Raw genomic sequence first — 23,714 nt, 5'->3', positions numbered from 1 at the left:
CGCCGCGGCCGAGCGGTCGAATTACACGGATGTTGTTAACGTATGGGCATGCTCGCCGGGATCATCATCGCTGTTGTCGTCTGCGCCGGCCTCGCGTTCGCTCTTCCCTGGGTGAGCGCGCAGCGGCCCTCTGACCTCGAGCTCGAGGGCGACCCCACTGAGCGATTCGCAGACTCCATGCGCATCCTGCGCCGGGACGTGGAGGATTTCGTCGAGGACGAGAACCTCGCCTCGGTGTCCACCCCCTTCACCAGGCGGGCCGAGTTGAACGAACTCCGCCTCATCGCGCGCCAGGCCGCCCGACGACGCCTCACCGTCGTCGTCGTGCTCCTCGGCGCACTGGTCATCCTCACCGCGCTGGCCGCGTCGAACATCGTCGCGTGGTGGACGCTCGCCGTGCCCGGGGGACTGCTGGTCGCGTTCCTGTGCGTGGCCCGGCTCACCGTCGTCGCGATGCACCGCAGCCTCGACCGTCGGGCAGCGGCCGTCAACGGCGGCTTCGACGAGCACGAGGACACCACCACCATCGACATCGGCCAGCCGGAATCGGAGAGCACCGAGATCTCCATCGAGCTCACCATGCCCACCACGATGGGTGCGTTGTGGGATCCCATTCCCGTGACGCCGGCCACCTACGTGTCGCAGCCGCTGCTGCCGCGCACCGTGCGAACCATCGACCTGTCCGCGCCCGTTGCGGCCACCTCGCCCCTGGTGCCGACGGCGGACAACCCCGCGGCCCCGGTCGAAGAGGGCGAGGCCACCATCACGGCGTCGGGTGGCGCGGCGAGCATCGCCGAGTTCCGCCCTCGCGCCGTCGGCGAGTGACGCTGGTCACGGGCGAGTGCCCCGTGGGCACCCCAACTTGGAGCGATTCCCGACGCGGTGCTAAAGTTGTCGATGCTCTGGGGCTATGGCGCAGTTGGTAGCGCGTCTCGTTCGCAATGAGAAGGCCGGGGGTTCGAATCCCCCTAGCTCCACCAGACAAATGCCCCGCTCCGGCGGGGCATTCTGCTTCTCCGGGACGATGCTCGAAATTCGCAGGGAGATATCTGCCACATCGCCCTCTGTAGCGCCGATGTGGTAGAAATCTCCCTCCTATTTCTGGAGACTCAACCCTGGTCGGCGAGTAGTTCGACTTCCGCCGTGGCGCTCTGCTTGATCGTGCGGCCGACGGAGCACAGTCGGTCGACTGCCTTCACCGCACGCTCCACCAGCGCCGTCTGCTTCTCGGTGTCGATCTCCGACATGTCCACCACAACTGTGCTGCGGATCGCGGAGTAGCGGTTCTCGCCTCGCACCCCGTCACCTTCGACGGAGAACGTCGCGTCGAAATCCAGCCCCAGCTTGCTGGAGAGGACGTGGTCGGCGGACAGCGCGGCGCAGGAGGCGGCCGCGATCTGCAGCAACTCGCCGGGAGTGAAGGCCGCCTCTGCGTCCGGTCCGCCGATGCGCACCTCGGCGCCGCGGTCGTTGCGAGCCACGTACACGGCCCGCTCCACCCTCTCTGCGGTCAGCCTTCGAGGTGGTGTCCCGTCGGCATCGGCTTCGGGGCGCTCGGGATCGTTGGCCATGGCGTCAGTCTGCCACGGGACGAGGCAGTCCCGGATATACCTTCCCAGGGTCGCCTACTGGCCTGAGGGATCGGACAGGTCCGTCTTTGGCTGACGCATGGCAAGTAAGGTCTGTCCTGGACGGGGCGGTCGCGACATAGCAATTTCACCGGACAGACCCATTCCCCCGAAGCCGCCGGATGATGGAGGTAGCAATGGCAACCGAAAGGTTGGCACGCCAGCGCGAACTCCCGCCCCCTCATGCGGTTCCCGCAACGGCTGGAAGACCATGAGCGGGCGGTGCGGCTGTTCCCCTGCGCGCGGCGAGGCGGTAGAGGCTGTCCCTCGGCCCAGCGTGCGGCGGACCGGACATCACCCCTTTGACCAGGCCGTGATTCCGGCCGGGTCCTTCACGATGGGCGACTCGTCGGGGGACCGCAACCCGCACGACGGTGAGGTGCCCCTCCGCGATGTCGAGGTTCAGGGCTTCAGCATGGACGTGACGACGGTGACCAACGAGGCGTTCGCCGCCTTCGTGGCCGACACCGGGTACGTCACGGATGCCGAGCGTTTCGGCTCCTCCGCTGTCTTCCACCTCGCGGTCCAGGCCCCGGAGGCAGACCTGATGGGTTCACCGGCCGGCCTGCCGTGGTGGCGGGGGGTCCGCGGCGCCGGCTGGCGCCACCCCGGCGGTGCCCTGACGGACATCGCGGACCTTCTCGACCACCCGGTCGTGCATGTCAGCTGGCACGACGCCATGGCGTACTGCACCTGGGCCGGCCGACGGCTCCCGACGGAGGCCGAGTGGGAGTACGCCGCACGCGGAGGTCTTGCCCGCCGGAAGTACCCCTGGGGTGATGCCGCGGTCGACGACAGGGGGTGGCGGGCCAACATCTTCCAGGGTGCGTTCCCCGTCGACAACACGTGCGAGGACGGCTTCCTCACCACCGCACCGGCAGGGCACTTCGAACCCAACGGGTTCGGGCTCCACCAGATGATCGGCAACGTGTGGGAGTGGTGCGCGGACTGGTTTCATCCGGAGACCTACCAACACGACCGTCGTCGCGACCCGCATGGGCCATCGCAGGGCACGCAGCGCGTCATGCGCGGTGGTAGTTACCTCTGCCACGACAGCTACTGCAACAGGTACCGTAACTCGGCACGCTCCCAGAACACCCCGGACTCGTCCATGGGCAACGCGGGCTTCCGGACGGTAGCGACCAGTCACTGAACCTTCAGCGGGGCGGAAGCAGGCGCGGTGATCGACGCGGCCCCCTCGCGGGTCTCAGCCCTGCGACAGGTGCATCTTCCAGACCGCTGCCAAATCGTTATATCTGACTTTCTCGAAAGGGCTTGACGTGGGTTGGGACGCCATCTACTGTCATGCCAAGACGTTTTGGCAAAACGTCTTGGCACAAGGGTCTGCACCCCCACCACAACCGAAATGGAGTCGAAGTGAAGACGCTTCACCCCCGAGCGACGAGGCGTACCAAGCGCGTCGGAGTCGCAGTTGCAGCAGTCACTGCCACAGCACTGGTCCTCAGCGGATGCGGTGCCGGCGGAACCCCCGCCCCCAGCGACGGCGCTGACGGCGCCGAGGGTGCCGAGGGCACCACGCTCACCGTCGTCGTCGAAGGCGGCGGCAAGGCGGAGCTGGAGCCCATCGCAGATCTGTACACCTCTGAAACGGGCACCGAGGTCACGCTCGTCGAACTGCCTTACGCAGGTCTCTACGACCGCATCTCCTCGGAGTTGCAGTCCGGTGCCACCTCGTTCGACGTCGCCGCGCTCGACGCGATCTGGCTCACCTCATTCGGGCCAGGCCTCGCCCCGCTGGACGACCTCTTCACCGACGAGGTCCAGGGCGACCTGTTCGACGGACTCGTCAGCGAAGCCAAGGTGGGCGACCACTTCGTCGGCATGCCGGTGTGGACCAACTCCGAGGTGCTCTTCTACCGCACCGACCTCTTCGAGGACGCCGACAACAAGGCGCAGTTCGAAGAGAAGTACGGCTACGAGCTCGCGGCACCCACCACATGGGAGGAGTACCGCGATGTGGCGGAGTTCTTCACGCGTGACACCGACGGCGACGGCGCCGTCGACCTCTACGGTACGGACGTGAAGGGCGCAGTCGAGACCGAATGGCTGGCGACCGTTTCGCAGGCCGGGGAAGAGCACATGGTCCTCGATCCCGAATCCGGCGAGATCACCATCGACAACGCCACCCACAAGGAGGCGCTGGACTTCTACGTCAGTCTGCTGCCGTTCGCCCCATCGGGTGCGGCGCAGCTCGACTGGGCCGGCGCGCAGAACCTCTTCTACCAGGGCAACCTCGCCATGATGCGGTTCTGGGGCCACGCCTACCGGCAGACGCCCGACGACTCGCCCATCAAGGACTCCATCGGTGTCGCCCCCATGATCGGCGGCCCGGGCGGGGTGGCTGGTGTCCCCGGCGCGTGGTACCTGTCGGTCCCGGCCAGCGGGAAGAACCAGGACGCGGCCAAGGACTTCATCGCCTTCACCTTCGAGCACAACGAACTCGCCGCCGACACGTCGCTCGGGCTGGTGGCCAGCAAGGCTGCGTTCGAGAGCAAGGCCGGCGAAGAGGGATTCGAGAACTATCCCGCTCTGGTGACCACGCTCGAGGCGCCGCAGACGCTCCCTCGCCCGAAGACGGAGAACTGGCAGGAGATCGTGGACTCCGTCCTCATCCCCACGCTCCAGAAGGCCGTTGAACCCGGCGCCGACACAGCTCAGCTGCTCTCGGACGCCAAGTCGCAGATCGAATCCATCATCAAGTAGAGGCCGGTCCCGTGCACTCCACAACCCCCCAGAGCGTCGCCGGGGTGGCCACAGCCGCCCCGGCGTCGCCCGGAATGCGCCCCAGAATCGGGCGGCGCGAACGGGGCGACCGTAGGTTCGCCATGTTGCTCATGCTCCCCGCGGCGGCCTTCCTCGCCGCTTTCGTCCTCTGGCCGCTCGTCCGTTTCGTCTATGACAGCTTCTTCGAGATCTCGCCGTTCGCCGGTGCGGCCCGAACTTTTGTCGGCTTCGACAACTACGTCGCCGCGTTCGCCTCCGACGCCTTCATCGCGGCGTCCGTCCGGACCGTGCTCTACACCCTGTTCGTCGTGACGCTGGAGTTCGTCTTCGGCCTCGCCGTCGCACTGCTGTTCTCCGCCCTGGGGAGCCGCTCCACGGTGTTCCGCACCTTCTTCATGTACCCATTGATGATCGCCCCTGTGGTCGCCGGCCTCCTCTGGCGCTTCCTGCTCATCGACAACTTCGGCATCATCAACGAACTCCTGTTTCAGGCCGGCATCCTGTCGACGCCCGACCAGGTGCAGTGGCTGAGCAACCCGAACCTCGCGCTGTTCTCCGTCGCCATCCCCGACATCTGGCTGACGACATCGTTCATCACGCTCGTGCTCTTCGCCGGGCTGCAGAACATCTCTGGCGAGGTCATTGAAGCTGCCCGCCTGGACGGTGCCCGCTACCTGCGTCTGCTGTTCAGCATCATCATCCCGCTGCTGCGGCCGGTGATCGCGGTGGCGCTGATCGTGCGTGGCATCGACGCCGCCCGCGCGTTCGACGTGATCCTCATCCAGACCGACGGCGGCCCACAGGGGAGCACCACCACCTTGAGCCTGCTCATCTACCGCACCATGACCAGGTTCGGCGACCCTGGGCTGGCGAGCGCCATGGGCACTGTCTACCTGCTGGGCATGCTCGCCGTGTCCATCGTGGCGGTCCTCCTCATCTGGCGACCGGGAGCAGGTGCCCGATGAATCCGCTCGAAACCCGAGGCCGCAGCCGGATCCTCCTCTGGGCGGGTCTCGCCCTGACGCTGGTGCTGTACGGCTTCCCGTTCTTGTACCTGCTGCTCACGTCGTTCAAGAGGCCGCTCGAGGCCATCGCCGTCCCCCCGAGGGTGATGCCGTCGATGTGGACGCTCGAGAACTACGTCTCTGCCCTCACCAGGCAGGGGGTGGCGGCGGCCCTCACCAACAGCGTCGTCACCGCGCTCGTCTCCACCGCACTGAGCCTGGTGCTCGCGGTCCCGGCGGCGTACGCCATCACCCGCTTCCGTACCCCCTCCGGGCGCGTCTTCATCCTCGCCGCGCTGGTCACCCGCATGGTGCCGACGATCGCAGTCGGCGCCCCGCTCGTCCAGGTGATGCGCACCATCGGGCTGACCGACACGTCGTTCGGCCTCGCGCTCGCCCACACCACCATCTCGTTGCCACTGTCGATCTGGCTGATGGCGAGCTTCTTCGAGGCGGTGCCCGACGACCTGAGCGAGGCCGCGCAGATGGACGGGTGCAACAGGCTCCAGGCCATGATCAGCGTGGTGCTGCCGGTGGTCTCCGGCGGCCTCGCGGTCACTGCGATCTTCGCCTTCCTCGCCTCGTGGAACGAGTTCCTCTTCTCGCTCCTCCTGACGTCGGTCCGCGCCCAGACCACTCCGGTGGTCATCGCGAACTTCCAGAGCCAATTCGGGCTCGACTGGGGCGGGATGACCGCTCTCGCGGCGGTCTACTCCGTACCCGTGATCATCCTGACCCTCTTCCTCCAGCGCCACATCGTCGCCGGCCTCACGCTCGGTGCCGTCAAGGGCTGACCCGGATCTGAATGGAGAGCAGCAACATGAACAGATACGACGTCACGGCCTGGCACCATGGCGACCCGCGCGAAGACATCGGCGAGGTGATCAACAGCATCCTCGCCGACGTCAAGGCCCGACAGTCAGGAGCCGCCGACTTCGGTGGAAAGCCCGGAGCCGTCATCTACATCCCGCCGGGCGACTACCGGCTGCGCACCCAGGTCGTCATCGACGTCAGCTTCCTCCGCGTCGAGGGCTCCGGGCACGGCTTCTCCTCGTCGAGCATCCGGTTCAACGTGCCCTCCGCGGAGTGGCCGAACCTCCACGAACTGTGGCCCGGTGGCAGTCGTGTCATCAACGACATCGACGTCGAACCCGGTGCGGAGCAATCGCGGGGCGCGGCGTTCTATGTCGCGCGGAGCGGCAGCCCCAGGATCAGCTCCGTCGAGTTCGTGGGGTTCTGCATCGACGGTTTGCATTTCACGGGGGAGGGGCCCGACGGTCAGCAGGAGAACTCTTATGTGAACGGAAAGACGGGCATCTACGTGGAGGACGCCAACGACTCGTTCCGCGTCACCGGTATGGGTCTGGTCTATCTCGAGCACGGCCTGACGATCTGCAGGGCGGACGCCCTCAGCGTGCACGACAACTTCGTCGCCGAGTGCGGCAACGGCATCGAGTTGTGCGGCTGGGGACAGGCGTCGAAGATCACCGACAACCTCGTCGGCGCCGGACCCCAGGGCCATTCGATCTACGCCGAGAACCACGGTGGGCTCCTGGTTGCCACCAACAATGTGTTCCCCCGGGGAGCGAGCAGCGTCCACTTCCAGGGCGTCACGCGTTCCAGCCTGACGGGCAACCGGCTGCACTCCTTCTACCCCGGGATGGTCCGCCTGCTCGGCGACAGCTCGGAGAACCTCGTGGCCGCAAACCACCTTCTCCGCGACCACGAACCGTGGACCCCGTTCCTGGACGTGGACAACGGCCTGGAAGATACCTACGGGTTGGTGCGCATCGAGGGATCCGGCAACACGGTCACGGGCAACCACTTCTCCGAGGTGGTCGATGCCCGGCAGGTGCGCCCGAGCGGTGCGGCCCCCGTCATCATCCGGCTGGCAACTGGCAGCGACAACTTCGTCGCCACCAACCACTGCATCGCCCGGAACGTGGATGCCACCTCCAGCGACTCCTGCTTCGAAGCGCAGGTCGGGGCGCTGCTCGGCACCGGCGCCACCTCTAGGCTCAAGGTGACGACGGTGCGGGTCGACGGCGACTCCTCGCGCAACACGGTCCTCGATTCCGGCTCGGACTCCGAGGTGCTTATCGACCTCACAGCCAACGCCTTCCGGCCGACGCCGACCCTCGCGCCGTCGCCCTCGCCGGTCACGCCCGATGAAAGGTCTTCACGTTGAGGCAGAAGAGAGTCACCATCAAGCAGGTCGCAGCTGAGGCCGGGGTGTCGATCACGACGGTCTCCCACGTCCTGAACGACGTGCCGGGCCTGCGGGTGAACCCGGTGACCCGCCAGCGGATCCTGGAGGTCTCAGCCAGGCTGGGGTACGTCCCGAACGGGCTGGCCCAGTCGTTGCGTACCCAACGGTCCAACACGATCGGTCTGATCGGCGACGAGATCGTCACCACCCCGTTCGCGGGGAAGCTCGTGCTCGGCGCCCAGGAGGTGGCGCTGTCGCGCGACGCGGTGCTGTTCGTAGTCTCCACCGGCTACCAGCGCGACGTCGAGGACCGCGAGATCGAGGAGCTTCTGCGCCGCCAGGTGGACGGCATCCTCTATGCGTCGATGTTCCACCGCGAGTTGGAGCTGCCACCGCAACTGGCTGCCGTGCCGACCGTTCTCCTGAACGCCGAATGCACCACGCCCGGCGTGCCCTGGGTGGCTCCCGATGAGGTGTCCGGTGGGCGCGATGGGGCGGGCATCCTCATTGAGGCCGGACACCGTCGGCTGGGCTTCATCAACAACATCGACGACATCCCCGCGTCCTCCGGCCGGCTCGCCGGCTTCCGGGCCCGGATGGCCGAGGAAGGGATCTCCGACGACCAGCTCACCGTCGTCACGGCGGAGACCGACCCTGCCGGTGGTTACGCCGCAGCCATGGAACTGCTCTCCGGTGACGATCGCCCGACGGGGATCTTCTGCTTCAACGACCGGCTCGCCATGGGCGCCTACCGCGCGGCCGCCGAGCTGCGGCTCACCATCCCTGGCGACGTTTCCATCGTCGGTTTCGACAATCAGGAGTACGTCGCTGACGGGATCTACCCCGGCCTGACCACCATCGAGTTGCCGCACTATGACATGGGCGTGTGGGCGGCGGAACAACTGTTCAACCTGGTCGACGGTGTGACCGGCGGCACCTCGAGCGCGTTGCTGCGTGGACCAGTGATCCACCGCGCCTCGGTCGCACGGCCCAACGGCCAGACCCATTGACCGCGAGGAGGCCCGGCCGTACCCGCAGACTCGCGGCCGGACCTCCTCGCTCCTATTCCAGAAGAGAGATCATGCGACCCAGCTTCCACTTCACCCCTGCCTCTGGCTGGATGAACGACCCCCACGGCATCACGGCGCGCAACGGAGGCTATGACACGTTCTTCCAGTACGTGCCCGGCCAGACGGTCTGGGGCCCGAACTGTCATTGGGGCCACGCGTCAGGCCCTGACCTGTTGACGCTGCGCGAGCACCAGGTCGCCATCGCGCCGGGCGAGGGTGACGACGGCATCTGGACCGGGACCATCGTTGAGGCGGGGGAGTCCGCCCACGCGTTCTTCACCGCCGTCTCCACCCCCGACTTCGGCATCGGCCGGATCCGCGTGGCCCATCCCAGCGACGGCAACTGGGCGAACTGGAACAAGGGGCGCGTGGTTGTGCAGGCGCCCGACGAACTCGACCTCATCGCCTACCGCGACCCGTTCATCCGGCCGGAGGGAGACGGCTGGCGCATGTTCGTCGGAGCAGCCGGCCGCGACGGCACGGCTATGGCCTTGACCTACACCTCTCCGGACCTGAGCTCCTGGCGCTACGACGGGATCGCCCTGCAGCGACACACCTCCGAAGTGGAACCCGTCTGGATGGGGTCGCTGTGGGAGTGCCCGCAGGTCTTCGACCTCGACGGCCGCTCGTTCATGGTGTCGTCCATCTGGGATGCGGACGTGCTGCACTACGCCGCCTATGCCAGCGGGACTTTCGCCGACGGCCGCTTCAAGGTCCACGCGTGGGACCGCCTCACCTGGGGGTCCAGCCTGTACGCACCGTCCCTGTTCACCGACGCCGACGGTCGGCCCGGGCTGACCTTCTGGCTGCGCGGCGTCGGCGGTGATGGGTGGCAGGGGGCGCACAGCGTGCCGTATCGCCTGTCCACATCGGAGGGTCGCCTTGTCGCGCGGCCCCACCCTGACGTCGCAGCCCACCGGACGCAGTTGGCGGAGGACGGCGTTGTTCCGGCGCTGGCCGCTGACGTCGAATGGGCTGGGGAAGCGGGCACCCTCACGATCAGCTCGGGGGGGCGCGAGGTCGCCTCCCTGAGCCGTTCCGCGCATGAGGCCACGGCGACGACCCCGTCGTCGAGCGACACCTTCCCGGTGAGGGGACCGCTACGGATCATCGTCGACGGACCTGTGCTCGAGGTCTCCTCAGAGGCCGGGGTCTTCGCGATCGCCGTCGAGCCGCAGGGAGCGGGGCTGCGTGTCAGCGCGAGCGGTGGCGTCCCGGATGTCTACGCACTGGGGTAGTCAGCAGGCTGGCGCCCAACCGCTGTCGGGGCGGCTGCCGTGGGCAGTTCTGCCGCCGCCCGCCGCGACAACCTGGCCTGCTGCGCCAAGGGGATGAAGCCCAACGCCGCGACCACCGTCGCCGCCCCGATCAGCCATGGGTACGCCACGGCGCCGATCAGGGCGGCAACGACGGCGGACGTGAGCACCTGGGGCACATTGAACATCATGTTCATCGCCGCCCCGCTGCGGCCCTGCAGGTTGAGCGGCAGTTCGAGCTGCCGGAGCGTGACGGTGGCCACGATCATCAACGGCATGGACATCCCGAGCAGCGCGATCGCGAACACCACCACCACGACATGCTGCACCGTCAGCGCCGCGAAGGACGCCACGAACAGGGTCAGGCCGACCATCATCAGCCGGTCGTAGCCCCACTTCTTCAACAGCCGGGCGGCGTTGAGCCCGGAGACGACAGCGAACACACCCTGCACCGAGATGAACACCGACAACATCTCCGCCCGCAGACCCAGACCGGTGTCGAGGATGGGGAAGATCAAGGCGTTGATGGCGCCGGCCGCGAAGACCGCCATCGCCAGGGCGAGGGTGAAGCGCCAGAGCCGGGGGCGGGAGTGCAGCGCCCCGAACCCCTCGAGAGACGTGTGGAACCAGTGCTTCTCACTGGAGATCTCATTGCGGGTCTCCGTGATCCGGAGGTTGGCCAGCAGCAGCGCGTAGGTCAGGAAGGCCACGGCGGTGACCACGAGCACGGGCCTGATGCCCCACAGCGCGAAGGCGCCGGCGGCGGCCAGGGGCGCGATGATCCGCAGGCCCTGGTCGATGCTCCCGAACAGCCCGTTGGCGGCCGCCAGCAGGTGATCCGGGAGGGTGTCCCGCAGCAGCCCGCCCTGCGCCGCGGCGTTGACGTAGGTGGCCAGCGAGTAGACGAAGGTGACCGCGTAGATCAACCACAGGTGCGTCGCGTCGGTGACGGGCAGCAGGCTGAGCACGGCCAGCGCGATCACGATGTTGCTGATCACCAGGATCCGTTTGCGCGAGAACGTGTCGGCCAGCAGCCCCAGGGCGGGGGCGAACAGCGCGGGCACGCCGAGGACGATGAACACCGTCGCCGCAAAGACATCTGAGCCGGTCAGCACCTTGACCCAGATGCCGATGGTGAGGAAGAGCGCGGAGTCGCCGAGGTTGCCGATGGACCAGGCCGCCACCAGCTTGCGGTAGGCGGGAATCCGCAGCGCCTCGCGGGTGGTGCCGAACTCTTCTGTGCCGATGCTCATTGCGCGGCCCCCTGCCTGTCGGTGTCGAAGTTGGACAGTTCCGGGGTGCTCGCCATGAACACCGTGTTCCGGAGCGCGCCCTCGGGCCGCAGCGACTCGTCGGCGTTGCGGTCCCGGTACCGCTCGAAGAGGGCGAGGACGGCGTCCATGAGCTCCTCGTGCTCGTCGTGGGTGACCCAGAGCGAGGTGTGCGAGACCAGCGTCCGGTCGATCGCCTCCGTCGGCAGGCCCGGCGCAGCCTCGAGGAAGGCGGTGAGGCGCCTGGCCTCCTGCGTGACGACGGCGGTGCCGAGCGCGAGGACCGCCGGCAGCGACTCGGGCTCCTCGGCCGAGAACATCTGGCGCTGGCGGCGGGCGGCGACCTGCCAGGGGCGACTCTTGGCGTCGCCTGATTCGGCCCGCGTGATGTAGCCGTGCTTGGCCAGGGTCCGCAGGTGGAAGGAGCAGCTCGCCACGGACTCGCCGATCACCTCGGCGCACTGCGTGGCGGTGGCGGAGACGACTCCGCTGAGGTAGTCCAGCAACGCCAACCGGATGGGGTGGGCGAGCGCGCGGATGCGCGTCGGGTCCGTGGTGCTGTCGTGCTCGTCGCCGGTCATGCCACGAGAGTAGATGCTAAAGAAGGCTTTAGCAAGAGTTCTTTAGCATTGCTTTCCCCGTCTGATCAGTGCGACCCGCCGGCTTGGCGCGGTCGCACGTCCTTGAACTCGCGCAGGTGGTAGCCGAGGCTCGAATCGCCGAACGTCTCGGCGTGAGTCACGGACGCCAGCACGACGGTGTGGTCACCGCCCGGCACGAACTGCAGGTGGTCGCACCGCAGCCACGACACCGCCCCGTCGATGCAGGGGAGGCCGTGGTCCTCGCGCCACTCGAGATCGGTGAACCGGTCGGTGGCCTCCCTGCGCGCGAAGCGCAGACCCACGTCGGCCTGGTCCCCGGCCAGCACGTTCACGCCCACCCGGCCGGCGGCGCGGATGCGTTCGATCATCCCGCCCCGGTTGTCCAGGGCGAAGAAGACCATGGGGGGATCCACGGAGAGGGAGGCGAACGCCGAGACCGTGGTGCCGGCGGGGGTGCCGTCCACGGTGGTGGTGATGACGGTCACCGGGGCCGGAACGCGAGCCATGGCCTCGCGGAAGCTCACCTCAAGTTCTCTCACGCGCCCCACGGTAGTCGCTCGACCCCGTCCGCCCCGGTCCCGTTCCGGGGAGACCCCGGGAGCCGTCAGCGCTCGTCAGCGGTGTACATCCCGGGGGTGTCGTACTGCAGGGTCGCGCCGTCGGCCTCGTCGCGCATCTGGCGCGGCGCGATGGCGCGGGCCAGGTGGTAGATGCCGATGGTCACGATGGTGCCCAGCGCGATGCCGCCCAGCTCGAAGTCGCCTCCGAGGGGCACCTTCACGTCGCCCACGCCGATGATGATGCCGGCCGCGGCGGGGATCAGGTTGAGGGGGTTGCCGAAGTCGACGTTGTTCTCTTTCCAGATCTTCGCGCCGAGCAGGCCGATCATGCCGTACAGCACGACGGTGATGCCGCCGAGGACGGCCGACGGCGTGGCGGAGATCACGGCGCCGAAGATGGGGGAGAAGCCGAACAGGATGGCCACGATGGCGGCGACGACGTAGGCCGCCGTCGAATAGACGCGTGAGGCGGCCATGACACCGATGTTCTCGGCGTAGGTGGTGGTGGGGCCGGCGCCGACAGCGGTGGCGAGCATCGACGCGGCGCCGTCGGCCGCGATGGCGCGGCCCATGAGCGGATCGAGATCCTCCTTGGTCATCTCCGCGACGGCCTTCACGTGGCCGGTGTTCTCCGCGATCAGCGCGATGACGACGGGGATGGCGATGATGATCGCGCCCAGCGAGAACTGCGGCAGGTGCAGGCCCACGACGTTGGCGGTGGAGCCGAACTCCCAGGTGGCCAGGTCCGTCACCGGGGGCAGGCCGAACCAGTCGGCCTCCGTGACGGCGGTCCAGTCGACGCGGAGCTGTTCGGTGACCGCGCCGTCGGCACCCTCCTTCTGCAGCGGGCCGAAGGCGAGGTCGGCCAGCCAGCTGATCACGTAACCGATGACCAACGACAGGAAGATCGCGATGCGGCCCCAGAAGCCGCGCAGGCCGATGGACAGCCCCACGACGATGAGCATGACGACAAAGGCGAGCCAGGGGTCGACGGGCCAGTACACGCCGGCGACCACCGGTGCGAGGTTGAAGCCGATCAGCATGACGACCGCGCCAGTCACCACCGGCGGCAGTGCCTTGTGGATCACGCGGGCCCCGGCGAAGTGGATGATGAGGCCGGCCATGAAGAGCAGGAGACCCACGACGAACAGGGCGCCGGTCAGCGTGGCGGGGTTGCCGCCCGCCGCGTAGATGGCCGTGGCGACACCGACGAAGGAGGCCGACGAGCCGAGGTAGCTCGGCACGCGGTGCTTGACCACGAACAGGAACAGCAGGGTGGCGATGCCCGACATCATCACCGCGAGCTGCGGGTTGAGGCCCATCAGCAGGGGGAATACGAAGGTGGCGCCGAACATGGCCACGACGTGCTGGGCGCCCAGCCCGATGGTGCGTCCCCAGCCCAGGCGTTCGGTGGGCTTGACCACCGCGTCGGGGAGGAGGACTCCGTTATTGTGCAGCTTCCACATGCGGTCGCTTCCTTTCGTCGGCGTGATGTTACTCGGAGCGCCCCTCGGCTGGCATCTCCGGGTGTCCTAATGGGCGGGCATGTTGCGTGTGCGCCCGGATGCCGCGCGCAGCGGTGGATACTGTGGGGTCATGGCGCATGACGTGGTGGTCCTCGGCGCGACGGTGGCAGGTCTCACAGTCGCCCGGCTACTCGCGTCCGAGGGCTTCGGCGTGGTGGTGCTCGACCCGAATGACGAGGGGGTCAGCGCCGCCACCGGCCACGGTGTCGCTGCCATCGGCCACGCCTCCACAGTGGCCACCATGGCCCACTTCTACGGTCTGGCGGCCGCGCGCGAACACACTCGCCGCAACATCGCAGGCCTCGCGCAGATCAGGGAGGTCTATCCGGACGCGCAACCGATGATGCTGCGCGACCGTTCGCTGCCGGGCGGTGACGAGGCCGAGACGCTGCAACTCGCAGAGCTGTACCGCGGGGAGGGCGGCGAGGCCGAGGTGCTGGTCGCGCCGGACTCGATCAGCCTCATGACGCAGGCCTTGGTCGTCGACCCCATCGCCTATGCCGCCGAACTCCGCGCGGCAGCCGTGCGGGCGGGCGCCAACGTCGTCCACGGCGTCACAGTGACGCACCTGACGCGGCGCGAGGGCGCCACGCGGATCTACTTCCGCAACAACATGGCGTGGCTGCACGACGTGGGGCACGTGACCGGCATGGCCGTGATCGACACCCTCGGCGTCAGCCCGTGGGGCAGGGTGGCGCGGATCGGTCCCGCCGAGTGGGTGCCCGTCGTGCGGTGCCGCCCGGCCGCGCCGCTGACCGAGGTGTCGTTGTACACCCGCCCTGAGGTGTGGATGGTGCGACCCACCGGCGACACCGCGTTGCTGCTGGGCCAGAAGACAACCCTCGGCGGGGTGGAGCACGCCGCGGAGGCGCTCGGGGCGTGGGCCGTCGAGCACCTCGGCGCCACCGAGATCGAGCACAGCCGCCTGGCGATCGACCCCAGCGACCACGGCCGCCCCGTCGTGGGCGCCTCCGCCATCCCGGGCGGGTTCTACGCGCGCGGCAATGGTCGCGGCGAGCTGATGAACGGGACGGCGAGCGGCCACTACCTGGCCAGGTTGCTGGCCGGGCACCAGCGAAGCGACAATGCGCTGCCACCCATCAGCAAGATCCGTGCCCTCGGGTCGCGGATGCTGCGCAGCCTCTGACCGACGTGAAGAAGCCCCGGACTCGGCGAGTCCGGGGCTTCCTGCAGTGCTGACTAGCGGGTCTTGAACATCACGATGTTGTTGAAGACCCAGTCGTTGCTCTGGCTGAAGGTGTACCCACCCATCGGCTTCGCCGTGGCCGCGTACACCGTCGTCCAGGTGTAGGACCGGCAGGCCCCGCGGCCGGTGGCCGCGGTGTCGCACTCGGTCTTCCACTGGCGCCCAGCCGAGGCGAACAGCCCGTTCGTGGTCGAGCCCATGTCGCCCAGCGGGTTGCCCTTCCAGGCCTCGCGCGTCATGAACGGGAGGTAGGTGAGGTTGTTGAACACCCAGCCGGACTTCCGGACGAACTCCCCGTTCTCGATCTGGACGACGGTGGCCCAGATCTCAGTGCGGCAGCGCTCGGTCTGCGAGTAGTCCTCGCAGGTGGTCATCCACTGACGGTCGTTGAGCAGGTGCGTGCCCGCCAGGGTGTAGGGCGCGGTCCGCACGAACCCGCCGCCTGGCTTCGTCGGCGTCGTGGTCGGCTTCGCCGTGGGCGACTTCGAGGGCTTGGGCGACTTCGACGGCGACGGCGAGGCGGACGGGGAGGGTTCCACCGCCGGCTCCACGGTCAGCGCGAAGGTCACCGAAGAGACGTTGCCCTCGGCGTCGGCCACGCGGACCGTCACGTTGTAGCTGCCGGCCCCGGTGGGGGTGCCGGTGAGCTTGCCCGCGGTGTCGATCGTCAGCCACGAGGGAGCGTTGGCCACCGTGTAGGTGAGCGGCACGGACGGATCCGATGCGGTCACCTGCAGCTGGAAGGCCTCACCGACGGTGGCGCTCTGCGCAGCGATGGGCGTGACCACCGGCCCCGTGGCATCCGCGACGGTCAGCGTGGTGGACGCGACCGCCTTGAATGCCCCGACCGCGACCACTTCGAGTGCGCCGGAGGCAGTGCCAGTCGGAACCACGTGGGACGCGGTGAAAGCGCCCTCGGCGTTCGCGGTGGCGGTCACCATGGCGTCGCCGACGGTGATGGTCACCGCTTCTCCTGAGGTCCATCCGGCACCGGTGATGGTGACGGTTTCGCCCGGCTCAACTGATACCGGCGAGACCACGACGGATGGGTTGGGCAGCGGCTCCGGGTTGGCGGCAGGGGTACCCCGCACGCCGAGTTCGCCGGCGTGCGCCCACGCCTGGCCCGTGGCGGCGGGACTGGTGGCGAGCAGCTTGACGTAGCGCGCGGTCACCGGAGCCTCGAGCGTGACCACCTTGGGGGCGGTGTTCTTCTCGAACGTGCCCGAGGCGATCGTCTCGAACGCTGCATCCGCGGGCTGGGCGTACTGGGCCTGGCGCAGCTGCGCGGCGGTGGGAGGCACCCAGGTGCCGGCTGTCGGGACCTGGATCTCGTAGCCGCCGATCTGGCCGTTGCAGACAGCCGGATCGTTGGACGAGCCACAATCGCTCTTCGGGCGTGGGGTGTAGGTGAAGGACGTGAACTCCTTCTCCTCTCCCAGGTCCAGCACGATGTAGTGCGGGTAGTTGGGGGTGCCGGCGCTCCACTGGGTGTGCCAGAAGGTGGACGGGTTGCCATCGATGGCCGCCGACACGTAGCCGTTCACGGCGCCTTCGCCGCCGGCTTCGGCGCTGTCCCAGGCGGCGACGGTCTGAACCGGGATGATCGCGGGATCGGTGAGCTGGATCCCGACGGTGGCGCTCACCTCGAGATCCGTTGCCACGAGGCGGATCCGCAGCGTTCCCTGCGTGCCGGTGTTCGGGGTCCGGACTGTGAACGACGCGGTGCCGTCGCCCTCGGCGACCACCTGACGCTCAGGCGACAGCTGCCAGCCTTCGGGGGCCTCGACGACGAGCTGGGCGCCGGCGGGGGCGCCGACGTAGTCGACGCTCACGACACCGTCGGTGGAGTAGACCAGCGACTCAGGCGCGTCCGTTACGACCAGCTTGGTGTCGCCGTCGATGGTGTAGGTGCCACCGCCGGTGGCCGTGAAGGAGATGACGCCGTCGGCGCGGGTGGCGGCGACGGTGGCGCCGGAGCCGTCACGCACGGTGACGGGGGCCCCGGCCAGGGTCGTCTTGACCTTCACCTGGCCGGCGTTGCCGGTGCTGAGGCGGATCTGTTCGGCTGCCCCGGAGGCCCAGGTGGTCCCAACGGTGACGTCGTTCCAGGCCTTGATACCGTCGACGGATCCGTTGCTCCAGGCTGCGGGAAGGGCCGGAAGCACCGTGATGAGGCCCGGGTCGTTGGCGACGAGCATCTCGTTGATGCCGGAGGTGGCGCCGAAGTTGCCGTCGATCTGGAACGGCGGGTGCGCATCCCAGAGGTTGGCGTAGGTGGAGTTCGAGATGATGTTCTTCACCATCTGGTGGGCGTGGTCGCCGTCGAAGAGCTTGGCCCAGAAGTTGATCTTCCAGGCCATGGACCAGCCGGTGCCGCCGTCGCCGCGGTGGACGAGCGACTTGCGCGCGGCCTCGGCGAGCTCAGGGGTGGTGTTGGCGGAGATGTTGCGTCCGGGCCACAGCGCGTACAGGTGCGAGACGTGGCGGTGGCCGATCTCGCCGAGTTCCTCGGTGCCCTTCCATTCGAGGATCATGCCGGTCTGGTCGCTGATCGTCAGGCCGGGATCGGTGTCGGCGAGCGTGCTGCGCAGGGCGGCCACCTCCGAGTCGACGCCGAGGATCTCCGCGGCCTCGATGGTGGACTGGAACAGTTCCGTGGCGATCTGCTGGCTCATGGCCGCGCCGGCCACGAACGGGCCGTGCTCGGGCGAGTACGACGGGTTGGCCACGAGCGTGCCGTCGCGGGGGTCCTCGACGAGGTACTGCTCCCAGAACTTCGAGGTCTTCTTGAGCATGGGGTAGGCCGTGGTGCGAAGGAAGTCCTCGTCACCGGTGTACAGGTACTTCCACCAGAAGGCCTGCGCCAGCCAGGCGTTGGCCTCGGGGAACCAGAACGCGGTGGACCAGTCGAAGACGCCGGTGAAGCCGTAGGGCGTGGTCTCGTTCATGACCATCCAGGAGTCCTGGATGCCCAGCACGTTCTCCGCGGAGGTGGCGCCGGCGTCCACCAGCGAGGTGATGTAGTCGAGGTAGGCGTCGTAGCTCTCGGGCATGTTGCCCGACAGCGCCGGCCAGTAGTTCATCTGCACGTTGATGTTGGTGTGGTAGTCCGCGGACCACGGCGGGTTGTTCCGCTCGTTCCACACGCCCTGGAGGTTCGCGGCGCCGAGTGTCACGTCGCGCGACGACGAGATCAGCAGGTAGCGGCCGTACTGGTAGTACAGGGTCTCGAGCGTGCGGTCCTGGTCCGAGGTGCCGCGGTAGGCGGAGCGGGCCTGGTTGGTGGGCAGCGTGAGCGCCGCGCCGTCCAGGTCGAGCTTCACGCGGTCGTAGATGTTCTTGTAGTCGGCCTGGTGGGCGGTCATGACGCCGCTCCAGCCCTTGGCCCTGGCGTCGCCGACCCGCTGGGTCACTTCAGCGGCCACCTGCTCGGCCGTGCGGCCGTCGCGGTAGGACCTGGTGATGTCGGCGTTGTACTGCGGGCCGTAGTCGGTGGCGGCGGCCCACACGAGGGTGGCCGAGTCCGCGCCGGCCACGGTGATGCTGGCGCCGGCCGCCGTCGTCGTGCCGCCGTCGGTGGCGATGTCGGCCTGGGCGTTGTACGTGAGGCCGTTGTTGGGGGAGACGCCGCTCAGCGTGATGCGGCTGCCGCTGGCGGTGACGGTGCCGGAACTGAGGGCTTCCTGGTTGTCGGCGACGCCGTCCTGCAGCTTGCGGTCATAGGTGGTGGTGAAGTTCACGGCGCCGGGCTGGTCGGCGGAGATCTTCATCATGATGACGTTGTCCGGGTAGGACGCGATGTATTCGCGGGTGAACGTGGTGTCGCCCACCTTGTAGGTCACCTTGGCGACCGAGTTGTCGATGTCGAGGGAGCGCTCGTAGTCCGAGGGCGTGCCGACGCCGTTGTCGAAGGCGAACTGCAGCTTGCCGAACGACTGGTAGTTGCCGTAGCCCACCTTGGGCTGGCCGAGCTTGCCGGCCACCCAACCGGGATCCGCCTGACCGACGGTGTTGATCCGGTCGCGCACCTCCTGCAGGTTGGCGCGCCGCTGGGTGATCTGGTCCGCGGGGTAGTTGCCGTACCGGTAGCCGGTGACTCCGGGGCCGCCGGTCCAGAGCGTCTTCTCGTTGAGGAAGAGCTCGTCATTGACGACCTGGCCGAAGACCGACGCTCCGAGGGCACCGTTGCCGATCGGGAGGGACTCCTCCTGCCAGCGGTTGAGGGGGGCGGGCGCCGAGTACCGCAGGACCAACGGGTCCTGCTGGGTCGTCGTCGGGGCGGCTGTGGCTGTGGGGGAAAGCATGGGCGTTACAGCTGTCGTTGCGACGAGTGCCGCTGAGAGCGCTGCAACGAGTGCCTTGGAAAAGCGGGACATCGTTGACCAACCTGTGTCGAAAATGAACAGTTCCGCGCCATTGTTCATCGGGGTCCCGCGTGTCGGGAACGAGTTCGGTCAAAGTGCTCAGGGAACTTGCGGGCCTTGTGACCGGCGGTCAGACCCAGGTGTTGCCCAACCACATCCGCGCCCACCAGCTGCTCCTGCTGACCAGTTCGGCCGTGAGCACCGGATAGAGGTAGGCGAAGTTCACGATCACCAGCGCGACGATCAGCCCCGCGACGATGGCCCGCACCCGCCTCTTCGGATGCTCCGGTGGCCCGAGGATCTTGCCGATCGCCATCGCCAGGGCGATGGAGCTGAACGGGATCATCATGATCGCGTAGAAGAAGAAGATGGGCCGGTCCGCGTACTGGAACCAGGGTAGCCAGGCCGCGCCCAGCGCGAGCACCGGCACCGCGAAGCGCCAGTCGCGCTTGATGATCCACCAGTAGAGGCCGGCCAGCAGTGCGAGGGCGGCGGCCCACCACAGGACCGGGGTGCCCATGCCGGAGATGATCCGCATACACGTGTCGCCCACCGCCTCGCAGCCCTGAGTGCCGGGCTGGATGTCGTTCTCGGCCTCGATGCCGATGGGGCGCAGCATGAGGATCCAGCTGGCCGGATGCGACTGGTACGTGTGCGTCGTCTCCGTCATCATCTTGTCGCTGGTGTGGAACTCGTAGGCCTGGTGGTGGTACCACATGAGCGAGCCGAGGGCCCTGCCGAAGAACTTCACGAGGGGGTGCTCCGGATTGCCCTCGCCCCAGTCACGGCTGTAGCCGCCAGAGGTGCTCAGCCAGCCCCACCAGGTCGCGATGTACACGGGCACCGCCACGACGACGAGCTGGACGAACGCGGCGGGGGCGTCGATCACCAACGAGAGCCACTTCCGGTGACGGGCCCCTGCCAACTGCCTGGCCCCGAGATCCCAGACCACGGCCACGATCCCGAAGACGGCGAGCACGTAGATGGAGTTCCACTTCACCGCGCAGGAGAGGCCGAACAGGGCTCCCGCGGCAATGCGCCAGGGCCGAAGCAACATGAGCGGACCGAACTGGCCGCCCAGGTCGTCGAGGTTGTTCTTCCTCAGGTGGTGCGCGAGGCGGTGGCGGAACCAGTCGCGGTCGGCCACCAACGCGGCGATGGCCGCGACGGCGAGGGTGGCCTGGAAGATGTCCAGCAGCGCCAGCCGGCTCATCACGAAGGCGAGGCCGTCGAACGTCAGCAGCAGGCCCGCGACCGCGCCGATGAGCGTGGAGCGCGACACCCGACGGGCGAGCCGGATGGTGAGGAACACCAGCAGCGTGCCGAAGATGAGCGCCATGAACCGCCAGCCGAACGGGTTCATCCCGAACATGGTCTCGCCGAGGCCGATCAGGATCTTGCCCAGCGGAGGGTGGACGACGAACGCGGCGGTGTCCTCCATGCCGCTGAGGTCGCCCTTCAGGAGGAGGTCGTTGGCGCCTTCGGCCCAGTTGCGCTCGTAGCCGGACTGCATGATGGCCCAGCCATCCTTGGCGTAGTAGGTCTCGTCGAACAGCACCTTGTGGGGGAAGGCGATGTTGTAGAACCGCAGCGCGAAGGCCATGAGGGTGATGGAGAGCGTCACGATCCAGCCGACGGTCCGGTCACGGAGTTTGCCGTCGTCGAGCGCCGTCAAGGTCGTTTGCACACAGGCATCATAGGCTCTACCCATGCATGACCCGAGCGAAGGAACACTGATCCTGGCAGCCACACCGATCGGTTCGTCCGACGACGCCAGTCAGAAGTTGCGCGACGCTCTGACCTCGGCAGATCTCATCGCCGCCGAGGACACCCGCCGTTTCCTGACGTTGGCCAGGCGCCTCGGCATCACGCCCCGGGCGCGGGTCGTCAGCTACTTCGAGGGCAACGAGGCCAGCCGCACGCGCGAACTCGTGGAGGCGGTGGCCTCCGGGCAGCGCGTGGTGCTCGTGACCGACGCGGGCATGCCCTCGGTGAGCGACCCCGGGTACCGCGTCGTGACCGCCTGCATCGACGAAGGCCTGCGCGTGACGGCGGTGCCGGGCCCGTCGGCGGTGCTGACGGCACTGGCGGTCTCCGGCCTGAAGGTGGACCGGTTCTGTTTCGAAGGGTTCCTACCGCGCAAGGCGGGTGAGCGCAGGCGGCGGTTGGCCGCCCTCGCCACGGACGAACGGACGATGGTCTTCTTCGAGGCGCCGCACCGGCTGCAGGAGTTCCTGGCCGACGCCGCCACTGAGTTGGGCGAGGCGCGACGCGGGGCGATCTGCCGCGAACTGACCAAGCCGTACGAGGAGATCATCAGGGGGCCGCTCTCGGAGTTGGCGCGATGGGCCGCCGGTGAGGTGCGCGGTGAGGTGACCGTCGTCATCGGTGGCGCCGAGCCGCAGGAGACCTCGGCCGACGATGCGCTGGCGCTGGTTCGGCAGGCCATGGCCGGTGGTGCGAAACTGTCTGCGGCGGTGGCCGATGTCGCCAAGATCACCGGCACCAGCCGCAAGGCGTTGTACGCGGCCGCGCTGGCCGACAAGGAGAAGTGATGAGCGTCATCGACGAACTGGGGCTGCCCCCGCTGCCGGAGTCGTTGCCGCGCGCGGTGATCGACAACCACACGCACCTCACCTCGACGGAGGAGTACTCAGGCCTAAAGGTTGACGACAACCTTCGCCTGGCCGCCGGGGTCGGGGTGACGAGGGTGATCGAGGTGGGCTGCGACGTGCCGAGTGCTCGGGCCGCCGTCGCTCTGGTGGAGGCAGACCCGCAGGTGCGCGCCGCGGTGGCGCTGCACCCCAACGACGCTGCCCGTACTGTCCTGAAGCACGGGGAGTCGCAGTTGGACGAAGACCTGGCGGTCATCGAGGAGTTGTGTGCGCATCCGGGTGTCGTGGCCGTGGGGGAGACGGGGCTGGACTACTTCCGCACGCGGGAGGCTGAGGGTCGCCGGGTGCAGGAAGTCGCCTTTCGGCGCCACATCCAGTGGGCCGGGCGCCTGGGCAAGACGCTGATGATCCACGACCGCGACGCCCACGACGACATCCTGCGGGTGCTGGACGACGAGGGCGTGCCGGAGCGGTTCGTGATGCACTGCTTCTCCGGTGACGCCGACTTCGCCGAGCGATGCCTGGAGAGGGGTGCCTGGCTGTCCTTCCCCGGTGTCGTCACGTTCGGCTCGGCCGGGTCGCTGCGCGAGGCCGCGCTGGCCACGCCGGCCGACCGGATCCTGGTGGAGACCGACGCCCCCTACCTCACGCCCAAGCCGCAGCGTGGCAAGGCCAACGCGCCCTACCTCCTGCCGCACACCGTCCGGTTCCTGGCCCAACTGCTCGAGGTGGAGCTCGGGGAGTTCTGTGACCAGTTGACCGCCAACACGTTCGCCGCATACGGCGGGAGGTGGGGAGATGCCTGAGACCGGACTGCTGGACCCGTCGTCGGTCCGCAAGATCGCCGCGGAACTGGACCTGCGCCCCACCAAGCAGCGCGGCCAGAACTTCGTGATCGACCCCAACACGGTGCGCCGCATCGTCGACATCGCCGAGGTGCAGGCCGACGACGTGGTGCTCGAGATCGGGCCCGGCCTGGGTTCGCTGACGTTGGGCCTACTGGAGCGCGGCGCCACCGTCGTCGCCGTGGAGATCGAGCAGCGGCTCGCGCGGCGGCTGGAGCAGACTGTTCGCGAGCGGATGGGCGGTGACGCGGCCGCGCGGCTGCATGTCGTCGAGGCCGACGCCCTCCAGGTGGAGCAGTTGCCGCTTGCGCCCACCGCGCTGGTGGCGAACCTGCCCTACAACGTGTCGGTGCCCGTGTTGCTGCGGATGTTCGAGTTGTTCCCGGACTGGACGCGCGGCCTGGTCATGGTGCAGTTGGAGGTGGCGGACCGGTTGGTGGCGCCACCCGGCTCCAAGGTGTACGGCGTGCCCAGCGCCAAGGCCGCCTGGTACGCCGAGACCGCCCGGGTGGGTACGGTGCCGCCCAAGGTGTTCTGGCCGGTGCCCAATGTCGACTCGGGGCTGGTGCGGATCAGGCGCCGCCCCGCACCGGAGACGACGGCGACCCGCGCGGAGGTGTTCGAGGTGGTCGACGCGGCGTTCGCCCAGCGTCGCAAGATGTTGCGGGCCGCGCTCTCCGGGATGGCCGGCTCCTCGTCGGCGGCGTCCGCCGCGATCGAGGCCGCCGGGCTCGACCCGCAGCTGCGCGGGGAAATGCTTGACGTCGAGGCATTTGCGCGCATCGCCGAGCGACTTCTGGGGTAGGTTCATG

19 protein-coding genes and 1 tRNA gene are annotated in these 23,714 nt (G+C 68.2%); 13 read left to right on the top strand and 7 right to left on the bottom strand.

Annotated elements, in window-relative coordinates; all coding sequences use genetic code 11:
• The first annotated feature begins 48 nt into the window (after positions 1-48).
• Together H5393_RS07630 and H5393_RS07625 are read left to right on the top strand one after the other, a co-directional pair.
• Positions 49-825 carry a hypothetical protein gene (locus tag H5393_RS07630; protein WP_182766151.1) on the top strand — a complete coding sequence of 259 codons (777 nt, stop codon included), beginning with the start codon at positions 49-51 and terminating at the stop codon, positions 823-825.
• Positions 826-904: 79 nt separating this feature from the next.
• Positions 905-980, top strand: a tRNA-Ala gene (locus tag H5393_RS07625).
• A gap of 129 nt (positions 981-1,109) precedes the next feature.
• Here the strand turns inward: H5393_RS07625 and H5393_RS07620 are convergent.
• Positions 1,110-1,571: an OsmC family protein gene (locus H5393_RS07620; RefSeq protein WP_182766150.1), complete on the bottom strand. Its 462-nt coding sequence runs from the start codon at positions 1,569-1,571 to the stop codon at positions 1,110-1,112.
• 370 nt (positions 1,572-1,941) lie between these two features.
• Here H5393_RS07620 and H5393_RS07615 point away from each other — a divergent pair, with 370 nt between their 5' ends.
• From H5393_RS07615 to H5393_RS07585, 7 genes are all read left to right on the top strand, one after another.
• Complete coding sequence (locus H5393_RS07615) at positions 1,942-2,781, top strand: formylglycine-generating enzyme family protein (RefSeq protein WP_370585951.1); 840 nt, start codon at positions 1,942-1,944, stop codon at positions 2,779-2,781.
• Positions 2,782-3,005: 224 nt separating this feature from the next.
• Positions 3,006-4,352: an extracellular solute-binding protein gene (locus H5393_RS07610; RefSeq protein WP_220488259.1), complete on the top strand. Its 1,347-nt coding sequence runs from the start codon at positions 3,006-3,008 to the stop codon at positions 4,350-4,352.
• 122 nt (positions 4,353-4,474) lie between these two features.
• Positions 4,475-5,338, top strand: coding sequence for a carbohydrate ABC transporter permease (locus H5393_RS07605; RefSeq protein WP_182762276.1), 864 nt, complete (start codon positions 4,475-4,477; stop codon positions 5,336-5,338).
• Positions 5,335-6,171 carry a carbohydrate ABC transporter permease gene (locus tag H5393_RS07600; RefSeq protein WP_182762275.1) on the top strand — a complete coding sequence of 279 codons (837 nt, stop codon included), beginning with the start codon at positions 5,335-5,337 and terminating at the stop codon, positions 6,169-6,171. The genes H5393_RS07605 and H5393_RS07600 overlap by 4 nt, the downstream gene beginning before the upstream one ends.
• A gap of 26 nt (positions 6,172-6,197) precedes the next feature.
• Entirely contained in the window at positions 6,198-7,565 is a 1,368-nt protein-coding gene (locus H5393_RS07595; RefSeq protein ID WP_209455196.1) for a NosD domain-containing protein, read from the top strand.
• A complete protein-coding gene (locus tag H5393_RS07590; RefSeq protein WP_182766147.1) occupies positions 7,562-8,596 on the top strand; it encodes a LacI family DNA-binding transcriptional regulator in 1,035 nt (344 codons plus the stop codon). The genes H5393_RS07595 and H5393_RS07590 overlap by 4 nt, the downstream gene beginning before the upstream one ends.
• A 71-nt stretch (positions 8,597-8,667) precedes the next feature.
• The gene (locus tag H5393_RS07585; RefSeq protein ID WP_182766146.1) at positions 8,668-9,894 is read left to right on the top strand and encodes a glycoside hydrolase family 32 protein; all 1,227 of its coding nucleotides are present in this window, start codon (positions 8,668-8,670) and stop codon (positions 9,892-9,894) included.
• Here the strand turns inward: H5393_RS07585 and H5393_RS07580 are convergent.
• The 4 genes from H5393_RS07580 to H5393_RS07565 all read right to left on the bottom strand — a co-directional run bounded on the left by H5393_RS07580 (position 9,879) and on the right by H5393_RS07565 (position 13,811).
• Entirely contained in the window at positions 9,879-11,165 is a 1,287-nt protein-coding gene (locus H5393_RS07580) for an MFS transporter (RefSeq protein ID WP_182766145.1), read from the bottom strand. The two genes, H5393_RS07585 and H5393_RS07580, sit on opposite strands and share 16 nt — an antisense overlap.
• The gene (locus H5393_RS07575) at positions 11,162-11,764 is read right to left on the bottom strand and encodes a helix-turn-helix domain-containing protein (RefSeq protein ID WP_182766144.1); all 603 of its coding nucleotides are present in this window, start codon (positions 11,762-11,764) and stop codon (positions 11,162-11,164) included. Before H5393_RS07575 ends, H5393_RS07580 begins: the two co-directional genes overlap by 4 nt.
• 65 nt (positions 11,765-11,829) lie before the next feature.
• A complete protein-coding gene (locus tag H5393_RS07570; protein WP_182766143.1) occupies positions 11,830-12,324 on the bottom strand; it encodes a flavin reductase family protein in 495 nt (164 codons plus the stop codon).
• A 65-nt stretch (positions 12,325-12,389) separates the two neighbouring features.
• Complete coding sequence (locus H5393_RS07565) at positions 12,390-13,811, bottom strand: uracil-xanthine permease family protein (RefSeq protein ID WP_182766142.1); 1,422 nt, start codon at positions 13,809-13,811, stop codon at positions 12,390-12,392.
• A gap of 130 nt (positions 13,812-13,941) precedes the next feature.
• Between H5393_RS07565 and H5393_RS07560 the strand changes: the two genes are divergently transcribed.
• The gene (locus H5393_RS07560) at positions 13,942-15,018 is read left to right on the top strand and encodes an FAD-dependent oxidoreductase (protein ID WP_182766141.1); all 1,077 of its coding nucleotides are present in this window, start codon (positions 13,942-13,944) and stop codon (positions 15,016-15,018) included.
• Positions 15,019-15,071: 53 nt separating this feature from the next.
• Here the strand turns inward: H5393_RS07560 and H5393_RS07555 are convergent, their stop codons facing one another.
• Together H5393_RS07555 and H5393_RS07550 are read right to left on the bottom strand one after the other, a co-directional pair.
• Positions 15,072-19,382, bottom strand: a complete 4,311-nt coding sequence (locus tag H5393_RS07555; RefSeq protein WP_182766140.1) for a glycoside hydrolase N-terminal domain-containing protein — start codon at positions 19,380-19,382, stop codon at positions 15,072-15,074.
• Between the two features lie 190 nt (positions 19,383-19,572).
• Positions 19,573-21,153: a dolichyl-phosphate-mannose--protein mannosyltransferase gene (locus H5393_RS07550; protein WP_182766139.1), complete on the bottom strand. Its 1,581-nt coding sequence runs from the start codon at positions 21,151-21,153 to the stop codon at positions 19,573-19,575.
• On the opposite strand from H5393_RS07550, the gene rsmI reads away from it, so the two are divergent.
• Genes rsmI through rsmA form a run of 3 tightly spaced genes read left to right on the top strand, consistent with a single transcriptional unit; the run spans position 21,152 to position 23,707 of the window.
• Positions 21,152-21,997: a 16S rRNA (cytidine(1402)-2'-O)-methyltransferase gene (gene rsmI / locus H5393_RS07545; protein WP_182766138.1), complete on the top strand. Its 846-nt coding sequence runs from the start codon at positions 21,152-21,154 to the stop codon at positions 21,995-21,997. The genes H5393_RS07550 and rsmI overlap by 2 nt on opposite strands.
• Positions 21,997-22,863, top strand: a complete 867-nt coding sequence (locus H5393_RS07540) for a TatD family hydrolase (protein ID WP_182766137.1) — start codon at positions 21,997-21,999, stop codon at positions 22,861-22,863. Before rsmI ends, H5393_RS07540 begins: the two co-directional genes overlap by 1 nt.
• Positions 22,856-23,707 (top strand): 16S rRNA (adenine(1518)-N(6)/adenine(1519)-N(6))-dimethyltransferase RsmA, encoded by an 852-nt coding sequence (gene rsmA / locus H5393_RS07535; protein WP_182766136.1) that lies wholly within the window; start codon positions 22,856-22,858, stop codon positions 23,705-23,707. The genes H5393_RS07540 and rsmA overlap by 8 nt, the downstream gene beginning before the upstream one ends.
• Positions 23,708-23,714: the final 7 nt, after the last annotated feature.

This window comes from Tessaracoccus sp. MC1756 (assembly GCF_014164735.1).
In the GTDB taxonomy this organism is placed as follows: domain Bacteria; phylum Actinomycetota; class Actinomycetes; order Propionibacteriales; family Propionibacteriaceae; genus Arachnia.
This window is presented reverse-complemented; position numbering and strand designations above follow the sequence as displayed.